The organism is Gordonia amicalis, from assembly GCF_022059885.1.
Taxonomy (GTDB): Bacteria; Actinomycetota; Actinomycetes; order Mycobacteriales; family Mycobacteriaceae; genus Gordonia; species Gordonia amicalis.
On the sequence record NZ_CP091855.1, the window covers coordinates 4,031,209 to 4,053,912 of the forward strand.

The window sequence follows — 22,704 nt, forward strand, 5'->3', positions numbered from 1 at the left end:
TCAGCGGGGTGAACTCCCCCGTCGACCCGATGCTCGGGACCGTCCTCGAGGACCGGTACCGCATCGACGCTCCCATCGCGCGGGGTGGCATGTCGGCGGTCTACCTCGGTGTCGACCTCCGGCTCGGCCGCGAGGTGGCGGTCAAGGTGATGGACTCGCGGTATTCGGGCGATCCGCAGTTCCTGCGCCGCTTCGAGTTCGAGGCGCGCGCGGTCGCCGGCCTCAAACACCCGGGTCTCGTCGCGGTCTACGACCAGGGCATCGACAACGGCATCGCCTTCCTGGTCATGGAACTCGTCGACGGCGGAAGCCTGCGTGAACTGCTGCGCGAGCGCGGACCGATGCCCCCGCACGCCGTGGTGGCCGTCGCCGAACCCGTACTCGGCGGTCTCGGGACCGCCCACGCCGCGGGACTGGTCCATCGCGACGTCAAACCCGAGAACGTGCTGATCTCCGACGCCGGTGAGGTCAAGGTCGCCGACTTCGGACTGGTGCGCGCCGTCGCGGAGGCAGGGGTGACCTCGGCCAGCGTGATCCTCGGTACCGCCGCCTACCTCTCGCCCGAACAGGTCGAGTCCACCCACGCCGACGCGCGTAGCGACGTCTACTCGATGGGCGTGATGATGTTCGAGATGCTGACGGGCCGAACACCTTTCCACGGCGACTCGCCACTGTCTCTCGCCTACCAGCGACTCACCTACGACGTCCCCGCGCCGGGCGACGTGATCGCGGGTGTCCCCGCGGAATTCGACGAGATCGTGCTGCGGGCGACCGAGCGCAACCCCGCCGACCGGTACGCCGACGGTTTCGAGATGCAGCGCGCCCTGCTCACGGTCGCCGACGACCTCGATCTGCCGCCGTTCACCGTGCCCGCGCCGAAGCGGTCGCGCGAGCGCGAGATGAAATCGCGCTATCGCGCGGCCGGACCGGGCGGTCACGGAACCCGGATCCAGACGGCACCAGGCCCGTATGAACCGGGCGCCTCGTCGCCGGAAGCCCCCGCGGCACCGGTCCGACCGGTCGCCGAACCCGCCGACGATCGGCCCGTCACACCTGCCCGTGAGCGGAACGACCGACCGGGATCGCGCGGGCGGGACGCCGCCGACACGCGCGACCAGGCCCCGCTCGAACCCGAACTCGTCGGGGGCGGACGCCTGGGCGCGCTGCTGTGGATTCTCCTGGTGCTGGCGATCGCCGTCGGTCTGGGTGCTGCCGGGTTCTGGGTCGGCAGCACCTATCTCACGATCGGCTGACCTCGATACGGTCCTCGGCCGGCGCCTCGGACCTACTCGGCCGGCGGAGAGCGTCGCCGGTTGAGTAGCCGAGAAGCCTGCGACGAGGCACACCCCCACCGCCGGTTGAGTAGCCGAGGAGCCTGCGACGAGGCACACCCCCACCGCCGGTTGAGTAGCCGAGGAGCCTGCGACGAGGCGTATCGAAACCACCCGCCCCGTCGCCGGGAAGTGTCAGCCGCGCAGCATCTCCGCGACGAGGAACGCCAGCTCGAGCGACTGCTGGGTGTTGAGGCGCGGGTCGCAGGCGGTCTCGTAGCGGCCGGCGAGGTCGAGGTCCGAGATCTCCTGTGCGCCACCGAGACACTCGGTGACGTTCTCACCGGTCAGCTCGACGTGCACGCCGCCCGGATGGCTGCCGAGCGCGCGGTGGACCTCGAAGAAGCCCTGCACCTCGTCGACGATGCGGTCGAAGTGCCGCGTCTTGAAGCCGGTCGAGGCCTCATGGGTGTTGCCGTGCATGGGGTCGCACTGCCAGATGACCTTGTGACCGGTCGCCTCGACGGCGGCGACGATCGCCGGGAGCACCTCGCGCACCTTTCCGTTGCCCATCCGGGCGACGAGGGTCAGGCGGCCCGGAACGTTGTGCGGGTCGAGTCGTTCGACGTACTCGACGGCCTGCTCGGGCGTCGTCGTCGGTCCGATCTTCACGCCGATCGGGTTGTTGATCAGCTCGGCGAACGCGATGTGCGCGCCGTCGAGCTGACGGGTGCGCTCACCGATCCACAGGAAGTGCGCCGAGAGGTCGTAGAGGACCTTGTCCCCGCTCTTCGCGTCGGCCGCGGGGTCGTCGGCCAGTCGCAGCATGGCGCGTTCGTAGTCGAGGACGAGCGCTTCGTGCGAGGCGAAGATCGACGCCGAGTGGAGGCTCGAATCGGTGACGCCGCAGGCGTCCATGAACCGCAGACCGCGGTCGATCTCGGCTGCGAGGGCCTCGTACCGGGCGCCGGCGGGCGACGTCCGTACGAATTCGCGGTTCCAGTCGTGGACCCGGTGCAGATCGGCCTCGGCCTGGGTGAGCGCGCGGACCAGGTTCATGGCCGCGGCGGCGTTCGCGTAGGCGCGCACCAGGCGCGACGGATCGTGGGCACGCACGGCCTCGTCGGCCGGGAAGCCGTTGACCATGTCGCCGCGGTACGACGGCAGGCCGAGGGCGTCGACGTTCGACGACCGCGGCTTGGCGTACTGGCCGGCGATGCGCGCGACCTTCACCACCGGAAGGCTCGCACCGTAGGTGAGCACGACGGCCATCTGCAGCAGCGTGCGGATGTTCGCCTTGATGTGGGGTTCAGTGTTGTCGGCGAAGGTCTCCGCGCAGTCTCCGCCCTGCAACAGGAAGGCCCGTCCCTCGGCGACGTCGGCAAGCTGCGACGACAGCGACTGGACCTCGGCGGGCATGCAGATCGGCGGCACCGACTCCAGGACGGTGCGGATCTTGCGTGCTTCCTCGGCGGGCCAGCTCGGCTGCTGCAGCGCGGGGCGGCTCATCGCGTCGTCGAAGCGCTCCTGGAGGCCACCGGGCAACGGCGGCAGCTCGGGGAGTTCGTCGATCGGAACGTCTACGGTCCAGTTCACCACTGGTCCAGCGTAAAGCAGACGCGCCCGGGATTTACGCCGGGTCAGCCGGCCATCTTCCGACGGGCCTCCTCGATCGCCTCCCAGCGGCGCAGGTTGTGGCGCGCATCGCTCAGTGCGTCGTGGGCGTCGGAGGGCGCCGGCGGGAGTGCGGGACGGCCGGCGGCGTCCCAGTGCTGCCGGAGTTCCCGGGTGAAACGCGGGATGGGACGCGGCAGCGCGGTCATCGGACCCCACATCTGACACAGGACGACGTGGTCGTAGGCACCCACCCACGCCCACAGTTCGATGTCGGTCCCGTCGGCGGTGAGGAACTCGAGGAGGTCCTCACGGATCCGGCGGCGGTCCTTCCACACCGGCGACGACGGGGACGGCAGTTTGGGCAACACGTTCGCCCGCACCCAGTCACCGGCGCGGCCGGGATCGAACTCGGTGGACACCGCATAGAACTCACGGCCGTCCTCGCCGACGACCCCGATCGAGACCAGCTCGATGGTGTTTCCGTCCTCGATGAACTCCGAGTCGTAGAAGAACCGCATGGGGACAGTTTCACACGCCGTTTTTCCACGTCCCGGGACACCCTCGGACGGGACCCGCACACGCGCCCGGGCGATGTACGTTTCGCCATTGCCGTCGTTTGCTGGCTACCCTGGTAATTCGTGCGCTCCAGGTCTGTGCTGGCGACCGCTCTCCTGGCGGCGTCGATCATCGCGCGGCTCGTCTGGGACACGCTGACCGTGAACGGCAGGAACTTCGTCGACCTGCATGTTTACCGCGACGGTTCGGCGGGTCTCGCCGACGGGTCGCTCTATTTGTTCACCTATTCCGGTGAGACGGACTTCGCGCTGCCCTTCACCTACCCACCGTTCGCCGCGGTGGTGCTCTATCCCCTGTCGCTGATCCCGTGGGACATCGTGGCGATCGGCTGGCAGCTCGCGACCTTCGCCGCCCTCTACGCCTGTGTGGTGCTCGCGCTCCGACTGTGCGGCCGGTCCACCGACGTCCACGCACTCGCGGCGCTGTGGACCGCACCGGCCATCTGGTGTGAGCCGGTCCGGGTGACCCTGGACTACGGCCAGATCAACGTCTTCCTGATGCTCGGCACCCTGATGGCGATCTCCTGGGCGCGTCGCGCCGACGGGACCCCGAGCGAGCGCGGTGTGCTCGCGGGCGGCGCACTGATCGGCCTCATGGCCGGCATCAAGCTCACCCCGGCCATCAGCGGCCTCTGGTACCTCGCCGTCCGCAAGCCGTCGGGTGCGCTGTCGGCGGCGTTCGCCTTCGTGCTCACGGTCCTCGGCTGCCTGCTGCTCTTCCCGGAGGTCACCCGGACCTACTACGGCACCCTGTTCGGGGACGCCGAACGCATCGGCCCCGTCCAGGCGGTCATCAACCAGAGCCTGCGCGGGACCCTCTCGCGGTTCGTCGGTTTCGACGTCGGCACCGGCTGGATCTGGTTCCTCGGCGTCCTGGTCGCCACCGTCGTGGCCGTGTTCACCTGGCGGTCGGTGTCCGACGCCCTCGGCGTCCTGCTCGTCGTGCAGTTCTTCGGCCTGCTGATCTCACCGATCTCCTGGGTCCACCACTGGGTGTGGGTGGTGCCGCTCGGCGTCTGGCTCGTACACGGCGCGGGCGCTCGACGCCCCGGCGCCCGCGCGATCCTGGGCATGTGGGTGGTCGTCGCCGGGCTCGGCATCCCGTGGATCCTGCGCGTCCTCATCGAATACGGACCCGAGCCCCAGGCTGCCGTCGAGGCCGTGTTCGGAGCGGCCTGGTCGATCGCCACCTTCGTCACGATGGGCTGGCTGATCGCCACCCGTGCGGCGCGCGGCGCCCACCGGACCGACGACCGCCCGCAGGATGTGGTGGCAGCGGCCATCGTCGACGACGGTCGGGTTCTGCTCGCCCAGCGCGCACATCCGGCCGAGCTCGCCGGCAAGTGGGAACTGCCCGGTGGCCGAGTCGAATCCGGCGAGACCCACGCGACCGCTCTCACCCGCGAGATCCGCGAGGAACTCGGGGCCGAGATCGAGGTGGCTGGGCGTATCGGGGCGGAGGTCACCCTCCCCAACGGCCTGATGCTGTACGCCTACCGCGCTCGCCTACGTTCCGGAACCCCGGCCGCCCTGGAACATCTGGACATGCAGTGGTTCTCGGCCGACGAACTGCGCCGGCTCGACCTCGACGACGTCGTACCCGCCGACCGTGACTGGATTCCCGAGCTGTGCGCCGTCCTCGACGACGCGCGGGTGGGCGAAGCGGGTTAGTCATCACTTCGATCGTCAACGCTTTACATGCGTGAGTTGGGCCGCCGCTCGGCGCACAGCTCGGTCGACGTCGTTCACCCCTGGTTGATGTCGCACGCGACCTCGATCAGGGTGCCGTGCACCGGGCTGCGGGTCGCACTGCTCAGGCGACCGCGTCGGCGGCCTGCGACTCGGTGGACGGGGCCTTGTTCTTGAGGCTCGCGGCGTAGACGTCGACGTACTGCTGGCCGGAGAGCTGCATGAGTTCGTACATGATCTCGTCGGTGACGGCGCGCTCGATGTAGCGGTTGCCCTCCATTCCCTCGAAGCGGGAGAAGTCGAGCGGCTTGCCGATGCGGACGGTCACCTTCGTGGGGCGCGGCAGGATCGACCCGGGCGGGTTGAACTTGTGGGTGTCGATCATGGCGACCGGGATGACCGGCACTCCGGTGTCCATCGCCAGACGCGCGAGTCCGGTCTTGCCCTTGTACAGGCGGCCATCGGGTGAGCGGGTGCCTTCCGGGTACATGCCCATCAGCTTGCCCTTGTCGAGTTGGCGGCGTGCGCCGGTGAAGGCACCTTCGGCGGCGGCCGCACCCGACCGGTCGATGGGGATCTGACCGACCGCGGTGAAGAACCACCGCTGGAACGCGCCCTTGAGACCCGTGCCGGTGAAGTACTCGCTCTTGGCGAGGAAGTAGATCCGGCGGTCGACCATCAGCGGGAGGAAGAAGCTGTCCATCACCGCGAGGTGATTGCTCGCCAGGATGGCGGGCCCGTCGACCGGGATGTTCTCGTGCCCCTCGATCGTCGGGCGACCCAGGACGCGGAGGAACGGTCCCAGGAAGATGTACTTGAACGCCCAGTACCACATGAGACTCTCCTCGCCGCGCACTACTCCTGACCCGATGCCGGTGTCGACAGCGGACCCCCACCGCCGGAACCCGCACCCCGTGGTCCCGACATCAAGACCTTACCTGCGTCGACTCTACCGACCGGCCCCGGTTTCCTCAGCGGGCGGCAGACGGCGGCGCCGACCGGCTCGCCGCCGCCCGAAGTGCTTGGCGCGCAACCTCGGCCGCGCCGACGACACCGGCCGTCTCACCGAGCTGGGTGCCACGAATCCGGGCGAGCTGACGGTGGCCGGCACCGGTGACCTGCCGTGCGTAGTGCTCGCGCGCCTCGTCGAGGAACAAGCCCGAGGCCGCGCCGACGCCGCCGGCCAGCACGATCAGGTCCGGGTCGAAGATGTCTGCGATCATCGCCAGACCCTGTCCCAGGGAGGTCGCGAACCGGGCGAAGGCCGCCAGGGCCACGGCATCGCCGTCGGCGGCCGCACCGGCGACCCGCCGGCCGGTCAGGGAACCGGGGTCGGCGGCGACGTCGGCGGCGAGCTGGCTGCGCCCCCAGTCGCCGTCGGCCAGCAACTCGACCACGGTGTCAACCAAAGCGGTTCCGCTGCAATACCTTTCCCAGCATCCGCGTTTGCCACAGGCACAGGCACGACCGTCGGGGACGATCGCGAGGTGTCCGAGTTCCGGTGCGACGCCGTAACTCCCGCGGTAGATCTCGCCGTCGATGACGAGACCGGCACCGATGCCGGTACCGATCGCGAGCACCACGGTGTTGTGTCCACGCGCGGCCGCACCGAACCGCACCTCGGCCACCGCCGCCGCGTTGGCGTCGTGTTCGGCGAACACCGGGATGCCGACGCGTCGGGTCATGTCCTCGGCCACCGGGGCCTCACGCCACGGCAGATGGGGCGCGAACCGGACAATGCTGCGGTCGGTGGTCAGGAACCCGGCGATCGCGAGCCCGACGGCCTTCGCGTCCCACCTCGAGGTCAGCTCGCCGACGAGACGGTCCAGGCAGTGTTCGAGGGCCTGAGCGGTGGGCGGCGTCTGCGCGCGGAGGGTGTCGAGCATCGTGCCGCGGTCGTCGACCACCGACGCACGCACACTCGTGCCGCCGATGTCGATCCCGATCGTCAGCTCACCCATCACTGCTCCTGTTCGGGTCCGGTGGGCGCGTCCGGACGACGCGGGCTGCCGATCCGAACCGCGATCGGCTCGTAGTTCCGCGGTTCGGACACCGAACTGGGAGCCGACCGCAGAGCCTCCGCGATGGCCTCGAGGACGGCGATGACCGTCGCGAGAAGCCGGGCGATGAGGTCGCCGATCTCGCGCAGCAACGAGGTGATCTCCCCCGACGCACCGGCGAGTGTCTGGCCGACCGGGCCGTCGGCACCGAACGCGGCGGCATACCCGGCGGCAGCCGCACCCGCGTCGTGCGTGCCACCTGCGAAGAGACCCGCCAGCGCGTCGATCTGATTGGCCACACCGAGCAACAGGTCCCGGACCGGATCGCCGTGCGAACCACCGCGGTCGTCACGATCGGGCCCGTCACCCCGTGACGTCCCCTCGTCCGTGCCCATTCGCGTAGTCTCCCCTCACCGCTCGTACCCGGAGGCCTGGTGCCGCTCGCTCTCGCCACCATAAATGGACGGGCGTCCCAGCACCGTACCGTGTGGTCGCCGAACGTGCGTTCTCGCACACGACTGCGCGGGCGGTCTTCGAACGTACCCGGTGTCCGTGCGGCGTCGACTACCGGCGCGGCCAGACGGCGGGGTCGGGGACGAAACAGACGGTCAGCCGGCCGTCGTCCCAGGCCGCGTCGACCACCATGCACCGGCGTAACACCGATGGCAGACGCACCGGGTGACGGAACCCGGAGACGGTCACGAGCAGGTCGTCGCCGCTGCGGCCGAGGGCCAGCGAATCGGGTTCGGGCAGGCGCTGTGACCACGACAGCCGGAAGGCGACCGGCTCCTCGGAGGCGGTCTCGACGACCGCGGCAGCCGATCCGCGCGGGATGCCGTACGGATCGGGCAACCGGACCGCGAGTTTGCGCAGCCGCGCCATCCGGTCGATCGTCTCCGTGGACCGGTCCACCAGTGCGACCCGCACATCGCCGCTTCCGGCGAGAAGCCCCTTGACGTGCGCGGCGAGGTCTTCCGGCGACTCCGCGCCCACACCGCGGTTCACCTGAACCGAGGTCAGCGGTAGTCCCATGACGTCCGCCCCCGCGACATAGTGCTCAGCGAGGCGGCGTGCCCGATCCTCCGCGCCGAGAACCAGGTGGACGGCCACCGCATGCGCGTCGGCGAACAACTCGGCGACGTCCGCGCAGTCACGGTCGATGGCGTCGACCGCGGCGGTCAACTGTGCCATCACCGGCCGTTCGGCCGCCATCGCGAGCCGCCGGTGCCGCGGCCAGAACCGGTTGAGGGCCTGACTCAGCACCGCTCCCCCACGCAGGAACTGCAAGGGATCGCCACACCCCGAGCAGTCGACGACGATCCGTTGCCACCGGCCGCTCGTCGCCTCGTCGCGGATCCGCCGGAGCAACAGGAAGTCGTCGATACCCGGCAACGAGGTCAGCTCCGCGGCGTCGATGCCCGCGAGGGTCCCCACCCCCGGCATGACCGCCTTGCTGCGCCCGACCGTGTGCTCGAGGACGTCGACGAAGCCCGACCACGTGCGTTCGGTGAGATCGAGCCGGTCGAGTGTCAACAGGTGGAGGAACTTCGAGACCGCCACCGGCTCACCGGGTTGCCGGTAGACCCGAGCCCAGTCGTGCACCGGCGACCAACGGTCGACCGTGATGAGCAGAGTGTGCTGCTCCGGCCGGGTGACGGCACGACGCGAATCCCTGGGCGTGCTGGGCCGTTGGGACGCCGCCGCGGCGGCGACAGCGGAGACACCGGAGCCTCCGGGACCGAGCACCACATGAATGGGTGTGAGATCGATCAGCCTTCGACCCTCTTCTTCAGCTCGTGCAGGGCGGCATCGGTGATCGCCTTCTCCGCACGACGTTTCAGCTGTCCGATCATCGGCACCTGCAGGTCGACCATCAGCTCATAGGTGACCTTCGTCGAACCGGGAACCTGCTGGGTCAGGATGTAGCGGCCCCGCTGGTCCTTCTGCAGATCGCTGGAGACCAGCCGCCACGACACCGATGACCCGTCCGGATCCCACTCGTAGGCAAGCACATACGTGTCCTCCAGGACCCCGGCGTCGAGCACGAACCGCACCTCGAGCGCGCGCCCGGCGGGGTCGGCGCGCAGCACCTCGACCTCACGCGCCGCGGTGACCCAGTCGGGGTAGTGATCGAAATCGGAGATCACGGCCAGGATGTCCTCGGCGTCCGCGCCGATGACGATGTCGCGTTCGGTGTGATCGGCCATCACACGGCCTCCGCGGTCTCGGCACCGGCGGCCGGACCGCCCACGTGCCGGCCGCCCTCGAGGAGCTTCTTCACCTCGAAGGACATGTCCTTTCCGGCCACACGACGACGCTTGTTCTCCTCCGCCAGCGCGTCGGCGCGTGCGCGCGGATCGTCTCCCCGCTCGCCGGCCAGCGGCTCCGTCGGTTCCGCATGGAGGAAGTAGTGCAGTACGAAGCCGTCGAGAATCGCTTCGTTCCAGATCTCCATCGTTCCGGCCACCGGTCCGTCGACACGCCACCGGACCCCCTGCTCGGCACGGTCTTCGGTGACCGCCAGACGCAGGTCGGGCCACCATCGCCGCCAGTTCGCGGGGTCGCCGATCACGGCAGCGGCCAGGCGGGGTGCCGCGGCGACGAAGACCTCGTCGGCCACCTGGATGCTCGTCACGCCCACTAGCTTCACATACTCGTGTCGGCGCAGGGTAGTGCACCCGACGGGCGATGCCGTGAACGTCCCGGTTCCCAACAGAGTTACGATCTGCACAACGGCATCTATTGGAGGGTAACCACGATGAGTGAGTACAGCGTGCCTGCGAAATTCTCGATCGCCGACGACGAGAACTGCACGAACATCATCTTCGATCTGGCACAGCGATCACCTCAGCACGTCGTGTTCCGCCACAAACAGGGCGACACCTGGGCGCCGATCACGGCCGCTGATGCCGCAGCACGCATCTCGTCGATCGCCAAGGGCCTGATCGCCTCCGGCGTGAACCCGGGCGACCGCGTCGCACTTCTCTCGCGCACCCGCCTCGAGTGGAACCTCTTCGACTTCGCGATCTGGTCGGCGGGCGCGATCACCGTGCCGATCTACGACTCGTCGTCGGCCAGCCAGATCGAGTGGATCATGCGTGATTCCGGCGCCGTCGCGATCGTCCTCGAAGACGACGGCCATCGTGCCGCCTTCGAGTCCATCGACTCGCTGACCGAGTCGGTCAAGGTGTTCCAGATCGATCGCGCCGACGGACCGGGTGCCGTCGACGAACTCGTGTCCGCCGGCACCGATGTCCACGACGACGAGGTCGCCAAGCGCCGCGCGAACGTCGGTGCCGCCGACCCGGCGACCCTCATCTACACCTCGGGCACCACCGGGCGCCCGAAGGGGTGCGAGCTGACCCATTCGAACATGCTCTCCGAGGTGCGCGCGGTCCTCGCCGGCGACATCCTCGACGACCTCATCACGCGCGACGAGAAGCGTCTCCTGATGTTCCTGCCGCTCGCTCACGTCCTGGCCCGCGCCATCACCCTGGTCGCGATCGAGGCCGGTGCCGAGGTCGGGCACACCAGTGACATCACGACCCTCGTCGACGAGTTCGCGGTCTTCAAGCCGTCGCTCATCCTCTCGGTGCCGCGCGTGTTCGAAAAGGTCTACAACTCCGCGCGCCAGAAGGCCCACGACGGCGGCAAGGGCAAGATCTTCGACGCCGCGGCAGAGACCGCCATCGCCTACTCCGAGGCGCGCGAGAAGGGTCGGATCGGGCTGGTCCTCAAGCTCAAGCACGCCCTGTTCGACGCGCTCGTCTACAAGAAGCTCCGCGACGCCCTCGGCGGCGAGTGCGGGATGGCGATCTCCGGTGGCGGCCCCCTCGGTGCACGCCTGGGCCACTTCTTCTCCGGCGTCGGCATCCCGGTGTTCGAGGGTTACGGCCTGACCGAGTCGACCGCCGCGTTCAGTGTGAACACCCCCTCCGCCTGGAAGATCGGCACCGTCGGCAAGCCCTTGTCGGGCAACGCCGTTCGCCTCGCCGAGGACGGCGAGATCCTACTCAAGGGCGGCGTCGTGTTCAAGGAGTACTGGCAGAACCCCGAGGCGACGGCCACCGCGATCGTCGACGGCTGGTTCCACACCGGCGACCTCGGCACCGTCGACGCCGACGGCTTCATCACGATCACCGGACGCAAGAAGGAACTCATCGTGACCGCGGGCGGCAAGAACGTCTCCCCCGCCGGACTCGAGGACGTCATCCGCGCCAACGCCCTGATCTCCCAGGCGATGGTCGTCGGCGACGCGAAGCCGTTCATCGGCGTGCTGATCACGATCGACTCCGAAGCGTTCCCCGCATGGAAGGAACGCAACAACAAGCCGGAGTCGGCCTCGGTCGCCGATCTCTCCGACGACGCCGACCTCCGGGCCGAGATCCAGTCGGCCATCGACGCCGCGAACAAGACGGTGTCGAGCGCGGAGGCGATCAAGAAGTTCCGCATCCTGCCGTCGGACTTCACCGAGGAGACCGGCGAGATGACCCCGACCCTCAAGGTCAAGCGCAACGTGGTCGTGGAGAAGTTCTCCGACGACATCGAGGCGATCTACCAGAAGTGATCTTCCAGAGCTGATCCGTTCGCCGGATCAGGAATCAATCCGCCCGAGCACCCGTTGGTGCCACCATGCGTGCAGTCACCTACCGCCGCTTCGGTGGCCCTGATGTCCTGGAGGTCACCGATCTCCCCACACCCAAGGTCGGTCCGGACTCCGTACTGATCCGAGTGCGCGCCTCGAGTGTCAACCCCGTGGACTGGAAGGTCCGCGAGGGTCACCTCGCCGAGGTGATGGACACCGTGTTCCCGGTGATCCCGGGTTGGGATGTCGCGGGCGTGGTCGAGCAGGTCGGCCTGGACACGCCCGAGTTCCGGGTGGGCGACGAGGTGTTCGGTTACGTGCGGAAGGACGTCGTCGGCGGTGAAGTCGCCGGCGGCACGTTCGCCGACCTGGTCGCCGCACCGGTCCGCACACTCGCGCACAAGCCGTCCAGCTTGTCGTTCGAGGAGGCTGCGGCCGTACCGCTCGCCGGACTGACGGCGTACCAGACGATTCGACGGGCGGGCGTGCAGTCGGGTCACACTGTGCTGGTCCATGCCGCCGCGGGCGGCGTCGGGTCGTTCGCGGTTCAGATCGCGCGATCTCTGGGCGCACGGGTGATCGGCACCGCCTCGGAGTCCAATCACGACTACCTCCGAACCCTCGGCGCCGAGCCGACCATGTACGGGGATGGTCTGGCAGACCGGGTACGTGCGCTGGAGCCCGCCGGTGTCGACGTCGTCCTCGACTATGTCGGTGGAGACGCACTCGACTCGGTGCCAGAGGTATTGCGCGACGGCGGCACTGTCGCCTCCGTCATCGACGCACGGGCGCGAGATGAGTTCGGGGGCCAGTACGCATGGGTGCGTCCCGACTCCGCGGACCTCGCCGAGCTCGCCCGGCTCGCCGACGCGGGCGACCTCAAGCCGGAGATCGCCGAGGTCTTCGACCTAGCCGACGCTGCCGGCGCTCACGAGCGCAGCCAGTCCGGTCATGTGCGAGGAAAGATCGTGGTACGAGTCTCTACCGAGGCGTAGGGACGACTCAGAGCAATTGGCGCAGCCGGGCCGCCATCTGACTCCACTGCCAGTTCTCCACGACGAAACGCCTTCCGGCAGCCCCCATATCGGCCGCCGCCGCCCGGTCGCCGAGGATCGCCAGGATCGCCAGGGCGACGGCGTCGACGTCGGTGCCGTCGACCGTCGTCCCCGTCACCCCCTCCACCACCGTCTCCGGCGCACCACCCGAGAGTCCGGCGACCACCGGTACGCCGGTCGCCGAGGCCTCGAGATAGACGATTCCGAGCCCTTCGACGTCGAGTCCGCCCCCGCGGGTGCGGGACGGCATCGCGAAGACGTCGGCGACGTTGTGATATGCCGAGAGTTCTTCGGCCGGAACCGATCCGGTGAAGATCACGTGATCGCTGACATCCGCCTCGGCAGCGAGTGCGTGCAGCTTCTCCGCATACGGACCGCCGCCGACGACCACCAGCACGGCATCGGGCATCCGGCGACGGATCAGCGGCAGCGCCCGGATCAGCACGTCCTGCCCCTTGCGCGGCACCAGTCGCGAGAGACACAGGATGGTCGGCCGGTCCCCCAGTTCGTGACGGTCGCGGAACTTCTGCCGCAGAATCGGATCGGGCGCGAACCGGTCGACATCGACACCGGGCGGCAGATATTCGAGTGCGGCGTGCGGACCGAAGGCGGAGGCGAATCGGCCGCGCGTGTACCGACTGACGAAGGTGATCACGTCGGTGTGGCGGCCGATGTGTCCGAGCACCTGACGCGCCACCGGGAGCATCGACCAGCCGACCTCGTGCCCGTGCGTACTGGCGAGGACGCGCTGGGCACCGGCACGCCTCATCGCGGGGGCCAGGACGGCCAGCGGTGCGGCCGCACCGAACCAGACCGTCGAGATCTCTTCGCGCCGAACGATCTCCGCGGCACGTCGGGCGACGAACGGCGTCGGCAGCATCAGCGTCGTGCGATGGCGGTACACCCGGTACGGCGCTGCCGCGTCGAAGTCGATGTGCGACCGGCCGCGCCAGCGCGGCGCATAGACGACGATGTCCTCCGGCGGTAGCAGATCCACCAGATTCTGCAGATAGGACTGGATCCCGCCCGGCCGCGGCGGAAAGTCGTTCGTGATCAACAGGGTTCGTGACATCAGCGGACCTGCCCCTCGAGCCATCGGCCCCACCCCGCCACCAGTTCGTCACGACCGACGCCGAGCGCGGCCCGGATGGCGGCTTCCTGGCGAGCCGGGTCGGAGGTTGCCGCGACCCCGAGGTAGAGCCTCTTCAGACGCGCCTCGTCGTAGCGGTCGGCGACATAGGCAGCCATCGACCACGCACTCTGATAGGCGATCTGAGAGTTCTGCCCGTTCATGGCGAAGGCAGCGTCGTCGGGCAACGCAGTGGGGGTGTTGCCCGCACGGACCGCCTCGGTCAGGTCGGGTGCGGCGTCGGGGAATCGGGTGTAGGTGCCCTTGCGGCCAACGTACTCGGCCACGCCCTCGGTGATCCAGAGGGGAGCGTCGAGGGCGGTCTGGGCCCGGGCCGCGACGTGGGTGAGTTCGTGGCGCAGCACGACGGCGAGCGTCGGCGCGGCCAGGTCGTCGGCGGCTGGGGTGAAGACGATGCGCTGGCCGGAGGCGGTGCGCCGGGGGAAGTCCACTCGGCTGTACACGGTCGCGGCGGCTGCGGTGCCGGTCACCCCGCGTCCCGGCGCCACGAGCTCGTCGAACTCCTTCGGTGTCGAGGTCGCGACGAGCACTGCGCGTCGATCCCAGGAGTTGCCCCAGAAGGCGGTCACCGCGTCGACGGCATCGGGCAGCAGCCGGCGCAGGTTCGCCAGCGCCGGGTTGGTGCGCAGGTACCAGGCGATCACCGACGTCCCACCCGCGGTCTCCACATCGGAGACCGAGAGTCCGGGGAGCTCCCACAGCTGGGTCGGGGACGGTTCGCCGCCGAGCGCCTCGGCGTCGCCGACGAGCTTCCACTCGTCGCCGTACCTGGCGACCACGAACTGGTTGGTCACCACCACCTCGGGTTCGTCGACCCCGGGCGCACGCTCGCCTCCGAGGGCATATCGCAGCTCCACCGGCGCGACCCAGGAGTCGGAACTCCCCTTCACGTCGAGAAGCCCCTGGACATCGGCGGGCACCAGTGTCTCGGCTTCCTCGGTGGGTGCGAGCTGATAGCGAAAACGGGCGAACTGCAATCGACCGTCGGACTCGTCGCCGGAGAACGGCCGGGGACGGAAGTTCTCCGCGGCGGTCACCCATCGATTCTCGAAGGCCGGGATCGCCGTGTCGTCCACGAGGCGGCCGATCGCCCGCAGGTCCCCCGCGGACACGGCGGTGGTGAGGTCGTCGAGCAGGCGCGTCACACCCTCGGCACGCTGCTGCTCATACACATTCGCCGGGGTCGTCGACGTCGTGGTGGACCCGGTGGAGACCGATGCGACGTTCGAGGACGGACCCGGACCCCCACATCCGGTGGTCACACCGATCAGCAGCACCACCGCGGAGGCGAGCGTCGGGCGCCAACGCCCGCGGAGTGAGACCACCAGAGGAGTCTAGAACCGACGGCCGGAGTTGAAGGGACCGGCCTCGTCGAGCGGGACGACCTTGACCGGGACACCGAAGGTCGAGGCGTGGATGACGTATCCGTCGCCGACGTACATCCCCACGTGGTGGGCGTCCGGGTAGTAGATGACCAGGTCGCCGGGCTTGAGGTCCTCGCGGGACACCGGCTGTCCGCCGGCCATCTGCGCCTCACTCGACCGCGGGAGGGTCTTGCCGGCCTGCTTGTAGGCCCACACCATCAGACCAGAGCAGTCGAAGGAACTCGGACCGGTGGCACCCCACACATAGGGATCACCGATTCGCGTCAACGCCGCCTGGACGGCGACGAGTGCGGCGGCGGTGCCCCTCGGGACGATCCGCGGGTCGAAGTCGAAGCTCGGGCCGCGCAGGGCGGCGAGCTGCTTGCCGGTCATCGACTGGTAGATCGCGCGGATCTGGATCGCCTGCATCTGCAGGTCGGCCTGCTTGGTCTGGAGGTCTCCGCGGACGCGTTCGGCGCGCGAGACCGCCTCCGACGCGGCGAGCGCGGTCTGGTCGGCGTCCTTCTTGGCGGCCGCGGTCTGGGCGCGGACCTTCTTGATGGCGGTCAGGTCCGATGCGGCCTGCCGCGAGATCATGTCGAGTCCCGACATCTGGTCGAGCAGGGCCTGCGGCGAGTCGCTGACCATCACCGCATAGAGTCCGCTGACGCGGGCTCCCTGGTAGCTGGCCCGCACGATGGCGTCGACCCTCGCCTGGTAAGCGGCGAGCTGCTCACGGCTGATGTCGAGCTTGCGCTGGGCGTCGGCGGCGGCCTTCTTGGCCTGCACGACGATCGAGCGCTGCTTGTCGTACTCGATCTTGGCGTTGTGCATCGCCTCGGTGGTCTTCTCGGCCTCGGTGCCGAGCTGCTTGTACCGATCGAGAAGCTGATCGGCAGATCGCGCGGGCACGGCCCGCGCCTGCCCGGTTCCGCCGGTCGTCAGTGGGACGACGGTCACAATGGCCGCCAGCAGACACATGACGAGCACCATCGGGCCCGATCGTGCACGGATACGAGTCGCGTTCACTCGCCCCTCCCCGGAAAGCACGGTGCCAGTCACTTCCTTACCGCTTCGTTATCGTCCGCGGACCACCGTAAGTTCCCCCGATGACCCCAAGGACCGGATCGGGCGGATCGCACCAAACCGCGACCCGCCCTTTCCCTGATGCTCTTGTTCAGTTGATGTCAGTAGCGGCGGATGCCGGTGAGCTGCCACTCCTTGACCGCGTCACGCTTGACGGGGGTGCCGTAGGTCGAGGAATGGACGAACTGTCCGTTTCCGGCGTAGATGCCGGCATGGCCGCCACCGTTGAAGATCATCACGTCGCCGGGCTTGGCCTCGCTGTACGAGACCGGGCGACCGCCACCGAGCTGGCCGTAGCTGTCACGCGGGATGGTCTTGCCGGCCTGCTTGTAGGACCAGTAGACGAGACCCGAGCAGTCGAAGGCGTTCGGGCCGGCCGAGCCGTAGGAGTAGGGCGAGCCGATCTTGCTCTCCGCGGCCTTGACGGCCTTCTCGCCTGCGGTCAGTTGGGGCTGCCCGAGCGGGGCGCCACCGTGCGGACGGAACTGGTCCGGGATCTGGTTCTGGCCGATGCCCGGGATGGTGAACTGGCCGACGTTCGGGATCTCGACCGTTGCGGCCGGCGACTTCGCGACGGGCTTGGGCGCGGGCGCAGCCTCGGGAGCCTTCTGCTCGCCGGGCAGAGCCGGGATCTCGAAGGTTCCGAGCGGGGTGTGGACCGGGGCCGCAAGAGCAGGGCCGGCCGCAGCAGCGAGCGAACCGAGCGTGATCGATCCAGCGATCACCGCCTTCTTGGCTACCTTGCTCCCACGATTGGGCTGTTCCAAACGATGTTTGGCCACGAAGCGAGTTCTCCTTCAGTTTCTCCCTGTACCGCCGACCGAGTTAGCTGTCGGGTTCGGGCCGGAAGAGTGGCCCTACGCGTTTTCGGCACAGCCGTATCCCGAGAGGACACGCTTGCGCGTTGACGCGATTCACCCCGATTCGGGACAGTCTCACCAGGTCGTGTCAGGACTGACATCGACTGGCCGCGCTGCCCGAAGTGTGTGGTTCCCCGGTTCGCCCGCAAGGGCGATTGAGCGGTGACTTGTGCGGACCACTTCTGTTGAAGCGGGACGCTCCGCAAAGGTCTCAGAAAGGTTACGAAATCGACGGCCCTGTGTCCACTACGCAACGGACACGCAGATCGCACCCGACTTTCAGCCCGCGCGGAGATCAGTCCCGGCGACGACCTGAAATGCCCTATGACGTGCAGTTTTCGAGTTTCTTGCAGATCGTGCAGCATTGCTGGTGACCATTGCAGCAGACTGGAACACATCGATCGCGAGGTCCAGTTCAGCATCGTCGTCGAGGGCCTGCGCCGTTACCGTAACTCCACCTTCAGCGGGCCCATCGTCCCAGTTCGGGCCGCCGAAAAGCACTGTCATCATGCACCCGTCACAGGCGACGGGGCGGGCCGGGCAGGTCGCGCAGTCAACGTGCATGGTGTGATCTCCATCTCATCTTGGCGCCGGAGGCGTTTGACCTCCGAATCGGGCGGTTCGTGGGGGTGTGGTTCGCCGCCGCCGGCGACGATCTCTCACTTCGAGGTGGAGACTAGGGGGCACCACCGACAAACTCGTTCGCACAGTGTTCGACACATGCGTCACAGAGGTAACAGGCGACATCGACGAACGCCCCTCTCGCCGATCTCCGCCGAGAACAGAACGATCGATCGGGGTGTCACATCCGGCCTGTCGGTGCGTCGAACTAATGTTCGGCCCGTGACGCGCATGGATGGTGGCGGTGCAGCCGCGGGACAGACGACCTCGGGCCAACTGACCTTCGCCGACCTCGAAGCCGCCGATCAGGCCACCGGTGGCGACGCGACATCGAACGAGTTCAGCGACCGGGCACTCTTCGACACCACCCTCGTCGTCGTCGACCTCGAGACCACCGGGTCCGATCCCGCGGGCGACCGCATCACCGAGATCGGCGCCGTGAAGATCCGGGGAGGCGAGGTGATCGGCGAGTTCGCCACCCTCGTCGATCCCGGCCGCCCCATCCCGCCCCAGATCGTCACCCTCACCGGGATCACGACCGCGATGGTCACCGACGCACCCCGTATCGAGTCGGTACTACCGGCGTTCCTCGAGTTCGCCCGCGGGGCGATCCTGGTCGCGCACAACGCTCGCTTCGACATGGGGTTCCTCCGGCAGAACGCACTCCGGCTCCACCTCGACTGGCCGTTCAGCCTGAGTCTGTGCACGGTGACAATGGCCCGGCGCATCCTGTCGCGCGACGAGGCGCCGACGGTCAAGCTGAGCGCCCTCGCCGATCTGTTCGACGTCTCGGTCCGTCCCACCCACCGGGCACTGGACGACGCCCGCGCCACCGTCGAGGTCTTCCACCGTCTGCTCGAGCGCGTCGGGAACCAGGGCATCGCGACGGTCGGGGACCTCACCTCTTACCTGCCGCGCACCGATCCCCGTCTGCGCGGCAAACGTCACCTCGCCGACCGGGTACCGGCCCGACCCGGCGTCTACCTGTTCCGCGGGCCCTCGAACGAGGTCCTCTATGTCGGCACCGCGGTGGATCTACGACGCCGGGTCCGTTCCTATTTCTCCGGCAGCGATCCCCGGCGACGCATCACCGAGATGGTCCTGCTCGCCGAGCGTGTCGACGCCGTCGAGTGTTCCCACGCCCTGGAGGCGGCCGTCCGCGAGTTGCGACTGCTGGCGGCGCACGCACCTGCCTACAACGGACGTTCGACACAGCCCCACAAGGGGTGGTGGGTGACCCTGACCGAGGAACGTTTCCCGCGTCTCAAGGTCAGCCGCACCCCCACCGACGAATCCATCGGTCCGGTGGGCAACCGCAACAACGCGTCGACGGTTGCCGACGTGATCGCCGCAGCCGCCGGACTCCGCACGTGCACCAAACGCCTCGGGGTCACCGGCTACCACTGGTGCCCGACTCCCGACGGCGTCCGGCAGCCCGGCGGATGTCATGCCGCCGCCGCAGCGCCCCAGACGGTCCCGGACTATCTGCCGCGCGTGACCGCGGCCCGCCGCCTGATGCGTGGGGAGGCCGACGACCTCCTCGACGACCTCACCGCGCGCCTCGCGGATCTCTCCGAGGCGCAGATGTTCGAGACCGCCGCCCGCCACCGAGACCGGCTCGCCCTCACCATCGACGCCCTGGCGCGTTGTCAGCGGCTGGCCGCACTGTGTGCGATCGCCGAGATCGTCGTCGCCCGTCCCGACGACGACCGCGGCTGGCATTTCGCCGTCGTCCGCCACGGACGCCTCGCGGCGGCGGGACGTGCCCGTCGGGGCGTCTCCCCCATGCCGGTGGTCGACGCGCTCGTCGCCGCCGCCGAGACGGTCATCGCCGGACCAGGTCCGCTACGCGGGGCACCCGCGGAAGAAGTCGCGCTGATCTACCGGTGGATGACCGAGCCGGGTGCCCGGATCGTGTCCACGACCGATCCGGTGGCACTGCCGGCCGGATGCGCCGAGCGCCGGCGCGGCTGGTCGCAGTCGGCGCGAGAGGCACGCTCGGATGCCCACTCGGTGACGCACCGGACACCACGGCCCGCACAGCGCTCGCCGGTCCACCGGCTCGTGGCCACTAGGCTTGCGCCATGATCACTGCCATCGTCCTCATCCAGGCCGACGTCCACCAGATCCCGGAGACCGCTCAGGCCGTGGCCGACATCGCCGGCGTCGAAGAGGTGTACTCCTGCGCGGGTGACGTCGACCTCATCGCGAAGATCCGCGTCCGCGACCACGAGCAGATCGCGACAGTGGTGACCGGAGAGATCAACCGGCTGCCCGGGGTGCTCAAGAGCGCCACCCACATCGCGTTCCGCAGCTACTCGAGCTCGGACGTCGAGGGTGGCTTCTCCATCGGCGAGAACTAGTTTCGCGCGGCCGACCCCAACTGGGTGCTGAGTGAGGCCCAGCGGTCGAGCAGGGACGCCGCCGCCCCGGAGTCGATGGCGTCGGCCGCACGGTCCTTCGCGGCACCGAGCGCCTCGGTGAGTTCGGCGGAGGTCATCGGCGCCTGCTGTTCGAATGCCACGATCGCGCCGGCCGAGTTCAGCAGCACCGCGTCACGTACGGGACCGGTTGTGCCCGCGAACAATTCCCGCGCGATCGCGGCGTTTGCGACCGCATCGCCGCCCTGCAGCGCGGACAGCTCGACGCGCGCGATGCCGAGATCGGCCGGGTCGACGCCGAGCTGGGTGACGCTGCCGCCGACGACCTGCCACACCGTCGAGGTGGTGGTCGTGGTGAGTTCGTCGAGGCCGTCGTCGCCGCGCACCACCAGTGCCGATCCACCGCGGTCGGCAAAAGCGCCGGCGAGAACCGGTGCAAGGTCGGCGAAGGCGCACCCGATGAGGCCCGCGGTGGGACGTGCCGGGTTCGTCAGCGGCCCGAGCACGTTGAACACGGTCGGGATGCCGATCTCCTTGCGCGGCGGACCGGTGAAACGGAAGGCCGGGTGGAACACCGGCGCGAAGCAGAACCCGATACCGAGTTCGTCCACACAGCGCGCGACCGCGTCGGCGGACAGGGTGATGTCCACGCCGAGCGCCTCCAGCACGTCGGCACCGCCGCTCTTCGACGACGCCGCCCGGTTCCCGTGCTTCACGACCGCCACCCCGGCGGCCGCGATGACGATCGACGTCATCGTGGAGATGTTCACGGTGTGCGACCGGTCGCCGCCCGTACCGACCACGTCGACCGCCGGACGACTCACCTCGACGAGCGTCGCATGGTCGAGCATCGCCTGCGCCAGGCCGATGAGCTCGCCGGGAGCCGCGCCCTTCATCTTCACGCCGACACCGAAGGCGGCGATCTGTGCGCCGCTGGCACTGTCGGTCATGATCTCGTTCATCGCCCAGGCGGCCTCTTCGGCGGTGAGGTCGATGCGATCGGTGATCTTGCCGAGGATCTGCGGCCAGCTGAAGGCAGACTTTGCGGTACTCACAGGCAGAGAGCCTAGTGCCCCGCCCCGCCGGCCGGACGCTGCAGTACAGACCACCGTCGTGCGATTCCGCCGTGACGGGAACCCAGACTGGCCATGCGGGACCGTTCCTGGGACAGATGCATGGCGTCGAGCAACTGGACACGTGCGAGGACGAGCACCTCGAGCCGGTCGTCGCCGGCCTCGGGCCGCGGCCCCCAGCGGTCGTCGCCGACCACCTCATATCCGTCGAGTGCCGCCACCGCCGCGGCATCGCTCACGCGATCTGCCGGCAGCTCGAGATCGTGACGGAGGATCACCTCTTCCTCCCCGCGCCAGGACGACTCGTCGAGGGCGACCGAACTCGCGATCGCATCGTCGTCCGAACCGGCGACGACAACCACCTCGTCCCGTAGTCCGAGGGGAGCGGTGCCGCCACCGCCCCGGAGCCGGGATCGCAGGCGCGCCAGGCGACCCCGGGCGACGACCCGCCCGTTCAGGTCGCGGGGACCGGAGGAATCCGAACTCGACATGAACTCACCGTAGCCACCGTGCCAACGCCCCGGACACGGTGCCGGGGACGCCCCGGACACGCCGCCGAACACGCCGCCGAACACGCCGGAGACGCCGTCATCGGCCCGCCCGACCTGCAGCGGGAGAAAAACCTGCCCCCAATATCCGACCCGGGTGGCCACCGCTTACTACGAACCGTCATACTTCACTTGTGACAAGCGCTGTAGGTACCTCAGGAACAGCCATCACCTCGCGCGTGCACTCGCTGAACCGGCCCAACATGGTCAGCGTCGGCACGATTGTGTGGCTGTCCAGTGAGCTCATGTTCTTCGCTGGCCTCTTCGCGATGTACTTCGTCGCCCGAGCCAACTCCGCCATCGGCTGGCCACCAGAGCCGACCGAGCTGAATCTCGCCCTCGCCATACCGGTGACGACGGTGCTGATCCTCTCGTCGGTCACGTGCCAGATGGGTGTGTTCGCCGCCGAACGAGGTGACGTCTTCGGCCTCCGCCGCTGGTACGTACTCACCTTGGCCATGGGCACGTTCTTCGTGTGCGGCCAGGCATACGAGTACTACCACCTGGTGCACGAGGGCACGACGCTGTCGTCGAGTGCATACGGTTCCGTCTTCTACATGACGACCGGCTTCCACGGCCTGCACGTCATCGGCGGTCTGATCGCATTCGTCTACCTCCTCATCCGCACCAAGCTGTCAAAGTTCACCCCGGCGCAGGCAACCGCCGCAATCGTTGTCTCCTACTACTGGCACTTCGTCGACATCGTCTGGATCGGACTGTTCGTCACGATCTACTTCATCCGATGACCCCGGCGACACCGCGCCACGCGCGATCCGCCAACCCAGAGCGCAGCTCGCTCTAGAACACCAGTCCGTCCCGCTTAGTAGAG

At 68.6% G+C, this 22,704-nt stretch carries 21 protein-coding genes and 1 riboswitch; of the genes, 7 read left to right on the plus strand and 14 right to left on the minus strand.

The features are described from left to right. Nucleotides 1–8 precede the first annotated feature (8 nt). Complete coding sequence (locus IHQ52_RS18465; RefSeq protein ID WP_238063714.1) at nt 9–1,253, plus strand: protein kinase domain-containing protein; 1,245 nt, start codon at nt 9–11, stop codon at nt 1,251–1,253. Between the two features lie 213 nt (nt 1,254–1,466). Here the strand turns inward: IHQ52_RS18465 and IHQ52_RS18470 are convergent, their stop codons facing one another. Continuing rightward, the gene (locus IHQ52_RS18470; RefSeq protein WP_006434979.1) at nt 1,467–2,870 is read right to left on the minus strand and encodes a class II 3-deoxy-7-phosphoheptulonate synthase; all 1,404 of its coding nucleotides are present in this window, start codon (nt 2,868–2,870) and stop codon (nt 1,467–1,469) included. Nucleotides 2,871–2,911: 41 nt separating this feature from the next. After that, a complete protein-coding gene (locus IHQ52_RS18475) occupies nt 2,912–3,406 on the minus strand; it encodes a polyadenylate-specific 3'-exoribonuclease AS (RefSeq protein ID WP_006434978.1) in 495 nt (164 codons plus the stop codon). 135 nt (nt 3,407–3,541) lie between these two features. Between IHQ52_RS18475 and IHQ52_RS18480 the strand changes: the two genes are divergently transcribed. Further along, a complete protein-coding gene (locus tag IHQ52_RS18480) occupies nt 3,542–5,134 on the plus strand; it encodes a glycosyltransferase 87 family protein (protein ID WP_040004535.1) in 1,593 nt (530 codons plus the stop codon). Between the two features lie 142 nt (nt 5,135–5,276). On the opposite strand, the gene IHQ52_RS18485 is transcribed toward IHQ52_RS18480, so the two are convergent. The 6 genes from IHQ52_RS18485 to IHQ52_RS18510 all read right to left on the minus strand — a co-directional run bounded on the left by IHQ52_RS18485 (nt 5,277) and on the right by IHQ52_RS18510 (nt 9,802). Continuing rightward, the gene (locus IHQ52_RS18485) at nt 5,277–5,987 is read right to left on the minus strand and encodes a lysophospholipid acyltransferase family protein (protein ID WP_040004541.1); all 711 of its coding nucleotides are present in this window, start codon (nt 5,985–5,987) and stop codon (nt 5,277–5,279) included. A 136-nt stretch (nt 5,988–6,123) separates the two neighbouring features. Continuing rightward, nucleotides 6,124–7,113, minus strand: coding sequence for an ROK family protein (locus IHQ52_RS18490; RefSeq protein WP_006434975.1), 990 nt, complete (start codon nt 7,111–7,113; stop codon nt 6,124–6,126). Next, nucleotides 7,113–7,547 (minus strand): hypothetical protein, encoded by a 435-nt coding sequence (locus IHQ52_RS18495; RefSeq protein WP_006434974.1) that lies wholly within the window; start codon nt 7,545–7,547, stop codon nt 7,113–7,115. The genes IHQ52_RS18490 and IHQ52_RS18495 overlap by 1 nt, the downstream gene beginning before the upstream one ends. A gap of 169 nt (nt 7,548–7,716) precedes the next feature. Next, nucleotides 7,717–8,901 (minus strand): ArsA family ATPase, encoded by a 1,185-nt coding sequence (locus tag IHQ52_RS18500; RefSeq protein ID WP_006434973.1) that lies wholly within the window; start codon nt 8,899–8,901, stop codon nt 7,717–7,719. Between the two features lie 20 nt (nt 8,902–8,921). Further along, on the minus strand, nt 8,922–9,359 hold the full coding sequence (locus IHQ52_RS18505; protein ID WP_006434972.1) for an SRPBCC family protein: 438 nt from the start codon (nt 9,357–9,359) through the stop codon (nt 8,922–8,924). Beyond that, complete coding sequence (locus IHQ52_RS18510) at nt 9,359–9,802, minus strand: hypothetical protein (RefSeq protein WP_006434971.1); 444 nt, start codon at nt 9,800–9,802, stop codon at nt 9,359–9,361. The genes IHQ52_RS18505 and IHQ52_RS18510 overlap by 1 nt, the downstream gene beginning before the upstream one ends. Nucleotides 9,803–9,910: 108 nt before the next feature. Between IHQ52_RS18510 and IHQ52_RS18515 the strand changes: the two genes are divergently transcribed. Together IHQ52_RS18515 and IHQ52_RS18520 are read left to right on the plus strand one after the other, a co-directional pair. Beyond that, nucleotides 9,911–11,719: an AMP-dependent synthetase/ligase gene (locus IHQ52_RS18515; protein WP_006434970.1), complete on the plus strand. Its 1,809-nt coding sequence runs from the start codon at nt 9,911–9,913 to the stop codon at nt 11,717–11,719. A 65-nt stretch (nt 11,720–11,784) separates the two neighbouring features. Then, nucleotides 11,785–12,732 (plus strand): NADP-dependent oxidoreductase, encoded by a 948-nt coding sequence (locus IHQ52_RS18520; RefSeq protein WP_006434969.1) that lies wholly within the window; start codon nt 11,785–11,787, stop codon nt 12,730–12,732. Between the two features lie 7 nt (nt 12,733–12,739). Here the strand turns inward: IHQ52_RS18520 and IHQ52_RS18525 are convergent, their stop codons facing one another. The 4 genes from IHQ52_RS18525 to IHQ52_RS18540 all read right to left on the minus strand — a co-directional run bounded on the left by IHQ52_RS18525 (nt 12,740) and on the right by IHQ52_RS18540 (nt 17,174). Further along, on the minus strand, nt 12,740–13,864 hold the full coding sequence (locus IHQ52_RS18525) for a glycosyltransferase family 4 protein (protein ID WP_006434968.1): 1,125 nt from the start codon (nt 13,862–13,864) through the stop codon (nt 12,740–12,742). After that, a complete protein-coding gene (locus IHQ52_RS18530; RefSeq protein ID WP_006434967.1) occupies nt 13,864–15,267 on the minus strand; it encodes a gluzincin family metallopeptidase in 1,404 nt (467 codons plus the stop codon). The genes IHQ52_RS18525 and IHQ52_RS18530 overlap by 1 nt, the downstream gene beginning before the upstream one ends. Before the next feature lie 9 nt (nt 15,268–15,276). After that, nucleotides 15,277–16,356 (minus strand): C40 family peptidase, encoded by a 1,080-nt coding sequence (locus tag IHQ52_RS18535; RefSeq protein ID WP_024500404.1) that lies wholly within the window; start codon nt 16,354–16,356, stop codon nt 15,277–15,279. A 137-nt stretch (nt 16,357–16,493) separates the two neighbouring features. Further along, nucleotides 16,494–17,174: a C40 family peptidase gene (locus tag IHQ52_RS18540; RefSeq protein WP_024500405.1), complete on the minus strand. Its 681-nt coding sequence runs from the start codon at nt 17,172–17,174 to the stop codon at nt 16,494–16,496. Nucleotides 17,175–17,191: 17 nt separating this feature from the next. Next, nucleotides 17,192–17,424, minus strand: a riboswitch (cyclic di-AMP (ydaO/yuaA leader). Between the two features lie 680 nt (nt 17,425–18,104). Between IHQ52_RS18540 and IHQ52_RS18545 the strand changes: the two genes are divergently transcribed. Together IHQ52_RS18545 and IHQ52_RS18550 are read left to right on the plus strand one after the other, a co-directional pair. Beyond that, entirely contained in the window at nt 18,105–19,961 is a 1,857-nt protein-coding gene (locus tag IHQ52_RS18545; protein WP_193748699.1) for a DEDD exonuclease domain-containing protein, read from the plus strand. Then, entirely contained in the window at nt 19,958–20,236 is a 279-nt protein-coding gene (locus IHQ52_RS18550; RefSeq protein WP_024500407.1) for an Lrp/AsnC family transcriptional regulator, read from the plus strand. Before IHQ52_RS18545 ends, IHQ52_RS18550 begins: the two co-directional genes overlap by 4 nt. Here the strand turns inward: IHQ52_RS18550 and trpD are convergent. Both trpD and IHQ52_RS18560 read right to left on the minus strand, forming a co-directional pair. Beyond that, the gene (gene trpD / locus IHQ52_RS18555) at nt 20,233–21,309 is read right to left on the minus strand and encodes an anthranilate phosphoribosyltransferase (protein WP_024500408.1); all 1,077 of its coding nucleotides are present in this window, start codon (nt 21,307–21,309) and stop codon (nt 20,233–20,235) included. The genes IHQ52_RS18550 and trpD overlap by 4 nt on opposite strands. Before the next feature lie 11 nt (nt 21,310–21,320). Beyond that, nucleotides 21,321–21,818, minus strand: a complete 498-nt coding sequence (locus IHQ52_RS18560) for a hypothetical protein (RefSeq protein WP_238064296.1) — start codon at nt 21,816–21,818, stop codon at nt 21,321–21,323. Nucleotides 21,819–22,009: 191 nt separating this feature from the next. Here IHQ52_RS18560 and ctaE point away from each other — a divergent pair, with 191 nt between their 5' ends. Then, nucleotides 22,010–22,621, plus strand: coding sequence for an aa3-type cytochrome oxidase subunit III (gene ctaE, locus IHQ52_RS18565; protein ID WP_006434960.1), 612 nt, complete (start codon nt 22,010–22,012; stop codon nt 22,619–22,621). Nucleotides 22,622–22,704: the final 83 nt, after the last annotated feature.